The organism is Novosphingobium sp. UBA1939, from assembly GCF_002336885.1.
GTDB lineage: Bacteria > Pseudomonadota > Alphaproteobacteria > Sphingomonadales > Sphingomonadaceae > Novosphingobium.
In genome coordinates, this window is record NZ_DDFB01000005.1 from 20,813 (window position 1) to 28,005 (window position 7,193).

The 7,193-nt window shown below is 65.5% G+C and carries 7 protein-coding genes; 3 read left to right on the forward strand and 4 right to left on the reverse strand.

Going from position 1 to position 7,193, the window contains the following annotated elements:
* Positions 1-22 precede the first annotated feature (22 nt).
* Genes B3547_RS00435 through B3547_RS00445 form a run of 3 tightly spaced genes read right to left on the reverse strand, consistent with a single transcriptional unit; the run spans position 23 to position 2,747 of the window.
* Positions 23-430, reverse strand: a complete 408-nt coding sequence (locus B3547_RS00435; protein WP_292959539.1) for a DoxX family protein — start codon at positions 428-430, stop codon at positions 23-25.
* A gap of 8 nt (positions 431-438) precedes the next feature.
* Entirely contained in the window at positions 439-1,947 is a 1,509-nt protein-coding gene (locus B3547_RS00440) for an aldehyde dehydrogenase family protein (RefSeq protein WP_292959540.1), read from the reverse strand.
* A 41-nt stretch (positions 1,948-1,988) separates the two neighbouring features.
* Positions 1,989-2,747, reverse strand: a complete 759-nt coding sequence (locus tag B3547_RS00445) for a class II aldolase/adducin family protein (protein WP_292959541.1) — start codon at positions 2,745-2,747, stop codon at positions 1,989-1,991.
* 181 nt (positions 2,748-2,928) lie between these two features.
* Here B3547_RS00445 and B3547_RS00450 point away from each other — a divergent pair, with 181 nt between their 5' ends.
* Together B3547_RS00450 and B3547_RS00455 are read left to right on the forward strand one after the other, a co-directional pair.
* Positions 2,929-4,356 carry an MFS transporter gene (locus B3547_RS00450; RefSeq protein WP_292959542.1) on the forward strand — a complete coding sequence of 476 codons (1,428 nt, stop codon included), beginning with the start codon at positions 2,929-2,931 and terminating at the stop codon, positions 4,354-4,356.
* On the forward strand, positions 4,353-5,129 hold the full coding sequence (locus B3547_RS00455) for an alpha/beta hydrolase family protein (protein WP_292959543.1): 777 nt from the start codon (positions 4,353-4,355) through the stop codon (positions 5,127-5,129). The genes B3547_RS00450 and B3547_RS00455 overlap by 4 nt, the downstream gene beginning before the upstream one ends.
* Before the next feature lie 4 nt (positions 5,130-5,133).
* Here the strand turns inward: B3547_RS00455 and B3547_RS00460 are convergent, their stop codons facing one another.
* The gene (locus B3547_RS00460; protein WP_349676460.1) at positions 5,134-5,439 is read right to left on the reverse strand and encodes a DUF1330 domain-containing protein; all 306 of its coding nucleotides are present in this window, start codon (positions 5,437-5,439) and stop codon (positions 5,134-5,136) included.
* A 62-nt stretch (positions 5,440-5,501) separates the two neighbouring features.
* Between B3547_RS00460 and B3547_RS00465 the strand changes: the two genes are divergently transcribed.
* Positions 5,502-7,145 (forward strand): thiamine pyrophosphate-dependent enzyme, encoded by a 1,644-nt coding sequence (locus B3547_RS00465; protein ID WP_292959544.1) that lies wholly within the window; start codon positions 5,502-5,504, stop codon positions 7,143-7,145.
* Positions 7,146-7,193: the final 48 nt, after the last annotated feature.

Here is a 7,193-nt window from a genome sequence, read left to right on the forward strand (position 1 = left end):
CGGTTGGTCGGGAAAGATCGCGTCAGCCCGGCATCTCGGCATGGCGGCCGCGCAAACCGTCGATCGACAAGCGCCCGCCGCCTACGACAAACACGTGGAAGAGGCCGCCCAGGATCGCCAGGTTCTTCATGAAATGGGTGAGTTCCTCCCGATCGCCGAAATCGTTGTGGAAGGCGAGCGCGGTCGCGAGCGTGAACAGTGCGAGGAGCATCGCCATAGCGCGCGTCCGGTAACCGAACAGGAACAAGGTTCCGGCGCCCAGTTCGCAGGCAAGCGAGAGGCCGAAGCCAAGCGTCGGAAATGGCAGGCTGTGGCCGATCATGTCGATCACCGCGCCCGGATGACCGAGCTTGCGGTATCCGCTCCACAGGAACAGGGCGGCGATGAGCGCGCGCCCGGCAGGGAGCGTCAGATCTTTCAGGTCACGCATGGGATGCCTCATGAAACATGGGTGAGGATGGTCTTGGTCTGGAGGCACTGCTCCACGGCGTCGGGGCCAAGATCGCGGCCGAAGCCCGACCCCTTGTACCCGCCCTCGGGCAGCCCCGGATACGGGAAGCCACCGGCGTTGACCGTGACCTTGCCGCACTGAAGCGCGGAAGAGACGCGGTGGACGCGATCGATGTCGCGGCTCCACAGGCTCGCGGCGAGACCGAACTCGGTGCCATTGGCGGCGGTCACCAGTTCCTCCTCGTCGCCAAAGCGGTAGATGCCGAGCACGGGTCCGAAAATCTCCTCCTGGGTAATCGGATCGTCATGCGCCGCGCCGGTGACGAGTGTAGGCGCGACATAGAAGCCTGCCGCGGCGGCATAGTCAGCTGCCGCATCGATGCCGAGCCCGCCGCTGCGCGCGGCATCGAGATAGGCAGCGACGCGATCGCGCTGACGGGCGCTCACCAGCGGCCCCATGAAGACGCCTTCCTGCATTCCGGCACCGACCGGGATTGCCCGAATATGGGCCTGCAACCGCTCGACCACTTCGTCATGGATCCTGTCCTCGACATAAAGCCTGGAGCCAGCGACGCAGACCTGACCTGAATTGAGGAAAATCGCGTTGGCGGCCCCAACGACCGCGCGGTCGAGATCGGCATCGCCGAACAGAATGGTCGGCGACTTGCCGCCAAGCTCGAGCGTCAGCTTTTTGAGCGATCCGCCCGCTTCACGCGCAATGGCGCGGCCTGTGGCGGTCGAACCGGTGAAGGATATCTTGTCGATGCCCGAATGCCGCACCAGCGCGTCGCCGGCCTCGCTGCCAAGGCCGGTCACGACATTGACGACGCCTGCGGGAAAACCTGCTTCCTCGATCAGGTCGGCCAGCGCGAGCGCGGTGAGCGAGGCTTCCTCGGACGGCTTGAGGACGACGGTACAGCCCGCCGCGAGCGCCGGCGCCAGCTTCCATGCCGCCATCATCAGTGGCACGTTCCATGGAACGATCGCGGCGACCACACCCACCGGCTCGCGCCGGGTCAGCCCCTCGAAGCGGCCCATGCCCGGCGGCGCCGAAACCTCCAGCGTGCGTCCGGCAAGCTTGGTCGGCCAGCCCGCATAGTAACGGAATACGTCGACGCTGCCGCCCACATTCACGCCCCGCGCAAGCCAGAGCGGCATGCCATTGTCGATGCAATCGAGCAGCGCCAGATCTTCGGCCCGGGCCTCGATGAGCGCCGCCAGGCGATGCAGCAGCGCCTCGCGCGCGACCGGCCCGGCATCGCGCCAGGCCGGCGCGGCCAGCGCGGCGCGGGCTGCCCGCACCGCCGCATCGATCTCCGCGTCCCCTCCCCGCGCGATGCTTGCGACAACCCGGGCACCCGATGGCTCGATCGCCGGCAGACTGGCGCCGCCGGCATGCCAGACGCCATCAACGAAGTGCGCGGGCGTGCGATCGAGCCAGCGGCGGACCCCTGAAGGCAATTGCGACAGGTCATTCTCAAGCGCGATAGCGGTCAACACCCTCTCCTATGTCATGGTGCCGTTCGGGCACTCGGTCGTCAGTCGGCATAGCCGGGGGCAACTTCATCCATCAGCCGACGCCAGGCTGGCCAATCGGCCTTGCCCCGGCCGCTGTCGTGCAATTCAAGCTGGCGCACGGTGCTCTCGCAAATGGCGTCGGGCACCTCGACGATGTTGTCGGTGGCGGCTTCCAGCGCGAGCTGGATTTCGCAGGCGGTCATCAGATCGCGGGTGCGCTCGAAGGCCTCACGCACGCTTGAACCGGTAACGACGATGCCATGATTGCGCAGGAACAGCGCGTGATTGGTCCCAAGCGCCGCCGCGAGCCGCTCGCGCTCGTCCGGATTGTCGGTGACGCCTTCGAAAGGATGATATCCGATGCGCTTGTAGAAGCGGATTGCAGCCTGCGAGATCATGCGCAGGCCCATGCCATGCGCTGACATGGCGATGCCGGGTACGGTGTGCATGTGGATGACGCACTGGACATCGGGCCGCGCGCGCAGCACGCCGCTATGCAGGACGAAGCCAGGCCGATTGACCCCTGCCCGCTCATCGAGGTCGGCATCCATATCGACTGCAACGAGGTTCGACGCGCTGACTTCCCGGTAGAGAAGCGCGTGGCGCTTGATCAGGAACTGGCGCGACGATCCGGGCACACGCAGGCTCAGATGGTTGTAGATGCCGTCGGTCGTCGGGAAAAAGCGGTCGATCATCCGATAGGCCGCGGCAAGGTCCTGCCGTGCCGCCCATTCGGTGCTCTCCCGGTCAACCCGTTCTGGTGCGAGGTCGTTCTGCATGCAAAATGGATAGGCGTTGGCAACGAGGCCGGTCAATTCGACCCGCCCCCCTCCAGCACGATATTCGGACTTACTGATAAGGCATCCTTCCCTACCTCGCCGCATAGGTCGCACACCGTAACCCGCCCGCTAATTCTGCATGCAGAATGATGCCGAAGAGCCGGGCGCCGGATTGTCGAGGATGACCAAGGAGAGCCACTTGCCCCAGGGCCAGCACGCGCGGGAACGGATCGAACCCGCTGAAATCGACATAGGGCGCGCCATCGACGAGGCGCCGATCACTGCGCTTCAGTGGCGTGTCTTCGCGCTGACGCTCATCGCCTCGATCGTCGATGGCTTCGATACGATGGTGATGTCGTTCCTGGCCCCTGCGATCACGCATCAATGGGGCGTATCGCACGCCGCCTTCGGCCTTGTGTTCAGCGCAACGCTGCTGGGCGCTGCGATCGGTGCGGCGACGCTGGGCCTGCTGGCCGACCGGGTTGGGCGCAAGAAGCTCGTCATTACAGCCATCATGTGGTTTGGCCTGCTGACAATCGCCTGCGCCTTTGCTAGCGGCATTTCCTCGCTTGTCGCGCTCCGTTTCCTCGCGGGTCTGGGGCTGGGCGGCGCGATTCCCAACATGCTCGCGCTCGCCGCGGAATATTCGCCCGCGCGGCGGCGCTCGACGATCGTCGCGGTGATTACCTGGGGAACCCCGCTCGGCGCGGTTCTGGGCGGGTTGCTGGCGCCCGTTGTGCTGGCCGCGGCGGACTGGCGCGCCATGTTGCTCGTCGCTGGCGTCGCCCCGGTGCTCCTGGCGCCATGCCTTGCGATCGGCCTTCCTGAATCGGTGCGGTTCCTGGCTCTTCGCGGCGGCGACGATGCGGGACTGAGGACCATCTTGCAACGGATCTCGCCCGGACTGCTCGCCAAACCCCATACGCGCTTCGTGCTGCCCGAACGCACTATCGCCCGAGCTACGATCGGCGCACTGTTCCGGGATGGCCTTGCCGCCGGCACCATCTTGCTGTCGGCAGCGATGTTCACCAGCCTGCTCTTGTCGTTCATGCTGGTCAACTGGACCCCCACCCTGCTCGAGCGTGCCGGCATTCCCCTGAGCGACGCGATTCTCGGTACGATCGTTCTCAATCTTTCGGGGATCGTCGGCAGCCTCGCGATCGCCCGCGTCGTCGACGGAAGGATGCGCGGGTCGGCCGTGCTGGCGGCCTCCTATGTCTGCGCGGTTGCGGCGATCCTCTGCGCGGGCACGGCGACGATGATCGCGGGAACGCCGCTTCCAGTCCTCATGATAACGCTGGGCGCCAGCGGCTTCTTCCTGATCGGTTCGCAGATCACGCTGTCCGCCTACATCACCGCCTATTTCCCGACCGCGCTGCGCGGCACGGGCATCGGCTTCAACAATGCGGTCGCGCGGTGTGGCTCGCTGCTGGGACCGGCACTCGGCGGTCTCCTGCTTAGCTCCGGCATCGACCCCGCGCACATCCTGTTCGCAGGGATTATCCCCGGGACGCTCAGCGCAATCGCGCTCGCCTGCCTCGCCGTCAGCCAGGCGCGCGCGCAGGCACCCGCTCCCACCCGTCTCGTCAAGAACAGAGGTGTCGCATGAATCTCACCCCTCGCGACGGCGGACCGGTCATATTGACCGGCGAGCCCAACGCAATCCCGCTGCCTGATGGGACATCGGTCAAGGCTCTGCTCTATCGCGCCGCTACCCGTGGCCCCGCGGCGACGATCGTGGTGTGTCCGGGCGGCATGGGCACGGGTATGTTCGAAATCGTCGAATGGGCCGCCTCACGTCTCAGCGCGGCCGGCTTCCATGTGGTCAGCATGAATTACCGCGGCGATCTGCCAACGCATGATCCGGACGATATCTCTGCGGCATTCGACTGGCTCACGCGCCAGCCTTTTGCCGACGCCGGCAGGATCGGCCTGTTCGGCGTCTCGCGCGGCGGCAACGCCGCCCTCCGCGCGGCGGCCGCCGATCATCGTTTCAAGGCGGTTGCCACGTTCGGGGCTGTGTCTGATTTTCTCCAGCAAGCCTTCGGTACTGCCGCCTTCGCGCCCGCGCGACATCGCCTGATTACCGGCTGGCTTGGCGATCCGGTGACCAACCGGGCATTTTATGAGCAGATCCAGGCCATCGACCATGTGCAGGGCATCGTCCAGCCGCTGCTGCTCCTGCATGGCGAGCATGACATGCACGCACCGGTGGAGCAGTCGATCATGGTGCGCGACAAGGTTGTCGCGGCGGGCAACCCGGATGTGACGCTCGAACTCTTTCCGGTGCTTGGTCACTTCGGGGAGGTGGTGCCGAGCGGCTTCGCCTATGACCATCTGGCGAGCCGCTTCATTCCCTTCTTCCGCGAGAAGCTTGGATGACCGCTCAGCCGCTGTCCTCGCCCTCCACGATCACCAGTTCGTTGATGCCGGCGCCACCCAGTCTAAAGGCAGCCGCCTCGCGATAGGCTTGCGAGTGATAGAAATCCATTGCCGCATCGAACGAAGGATACTTCACCAGAACAAACCGCTGAAATTGCAGAGTTCCCTCAAGTAACTCGAAGCGACCGCCACGAGACAGGATTTCCGCGCCGTATTCTCGGGATGCCGGACCGGCTCTTTTGACGTATTCTAAATACTCATCGGGATTTATTACTTGTGATCTGGCCATCCAGTATGCTGGTTTGATCATCTTACATCTCCAAAATACTAAATCTATATTACGGATTGGAGGTTTCTGTGTCACGAGAAATCATGGCAAAAAATGCAGCCGAACTGACCGTGGAAACGCTCGAGACGCATGGGATCGACGTCGTTTATGGCGTGCCGGGGATCCACAACGATGCCCTTTTCGACGCGCTCCACGATGTCCGCGCGCGGGTCCGCACAATCCACGCGCGCCACGAGCAGACGACGGGCTATATGGCGCTGGGCGCGGCCCTTGCGACCGGCCGTCCGCAAGTCTTCGCGGCCGTCCCGGGGCCCGGCATTCTCAACGCTTCCGCCGCGCTGTTGACCGCCTGTGGCATGAACGCGCCGGTGCTGGCGCTCGCCGGTCAGATACCCACCGCCGCTATCGAGCGCGGCTACGGGCATCTTCACGAGATCCGCGACCAGCTGGGGCTGCTTCGCCACATCACCAAGGACGCCCAGCGTATCGCGGGGCCTTCGGACGCGGGCATGAAGGTGGCGGCAGCGATCCAGCTCGCGCGCTCGGGCCGTCCGGGGCCGGTAGCGCTCGAATGCGCCATCGATGTCTGGCCCGCTCGCGGCCCGGGTAGCGCCGCCGCCGCCCTTCCGGTTGTTCAGCCACAGGTCGACTGCGACGCGATCGAGGAGGCCGCGAAGCTTCTGGGACGCGCAAAACGCCCGCTCATCATGGTCGGTGGCGGCGCGCAGGACGCCGGTGAGGCCCTGGCGCGGGTTGCCGAGATGCTGCAGGCGCCCGTGGGCTATTATCGCCGTGGTCATGGCGCGATCCCGGGAACCCATCCGCTTGCGGTCAATCTGCCAATCGCCCATCGCTTGTGGATGGAGGCCGACGTGGTCCTGGCGATCGGCACGCGCCTTTACACCCAGCAGAGCGCATGGGGTGTGGACGATGACCTGAAGATCGTGCGGATCGACATCGAGCCGGAGGAGCCAGGGCGCTATCGCAATGCCGATTGCGCAATCGTCGCCGACGCGGGGGCGGCGCTCGACGCGCTTGCCCGGGCATTGCCCCGTCACAATGTGGCGCGGAACCCTCGCGACCTTTCGGCGGAGCGTGGCTGGATGGCGCAGGAACTGGGGCGACTGGGCCCGCAGATGGCGTTTCTGGCCGCGATCCGCCGTGCGCTTCCACCCGAAGGAATCCTCGTCGATGAAGTGACCCAGATGGGGTTCGCGGCAAGGCTCGGCTACGAGGCTGCGCTTCCCCGAACCTTCCTTTCGGGCGGACAACAGGACAATCTTGGCTTTGGTTTCGGAACGGCTCTTGGCGCCAAGGCCGCGGTCGGCGACCGCCCGGTGGTGGCGATCGCCGGCGATGGCGGCTTCGGCTACCAGGCGTTCGAACTGGCGACCGCCGTCCGTCACAGGATCGCGCTCGTCACGATCGTGTTCGATGATGGCGCCTTCGGCAATGTCCGGCGAATCCAGGACATGGCCTATGGCGGACGGCGCATCGCCGACAGCCTGCACAATCCGGACTTCGTCGCCTATGCCGACAGCTTCGGCGTTCGCGCCGTGCGCGCCGGGACGCCGGCGGCGCTCGAGCGGGCGCTGGTCGAGGCGCTGCGGGCGAACGAGCCTGCCCTGATCCATGTGCCTGTGGGGGAAATGCCCAGCCCGTGGCCGCTGATCATGCTGCCTCGGATACGCGGGCAGGCGCAACCGGGCGAACGCATATGGCCTTGAACCGGGCCGGATATGCAACTTCAAGGATGGCCGACATTGGCAGGGGGG

Coding starts and splice junctions, on each gene's coding strand:
- B3547_RS00435 (WP_292959539.1), bottom strand. CDS start 430: ATGCGTGACCTGAAAGATCTGACGCTCCCTGCCGGGCGCGCGCTCATC.
- B3547_RS00445 (WP_292959541.1), bottom strand. CDS start 2,747: ATGCAGAACGACCTCGCACCAGAACGGGTTGACCGGGAGAGCACCGAA.
- B3547_RS00450 (WP_292959542.1), top strand. CDS start 2,929: ATGACCAAGGAGAGCCACTTGCCCCAGGGCCAGCACGCGCGGGAACGG.
- B3547_RS00455 (WP_292959543.1), top strand. CDS start 4,353: ATGAATCTCACCCCTCGCGACGGCGGACCGGTCATATTGACCGGCGAG.
- B3547_RS00460 (WP_349676460.1), bottom strand. CDS start 5,439: ATGATCAAACCAGCATACTGGATGGCCAGATCACAAGTAATAAATCCC.
- B3547_RS00465 (WP_292959544.1), top strand. CDS start 5,502: ATGGCAAAAAATGCAGCCGAACTGACCGTGGAAACGCTCGAGACGCAT.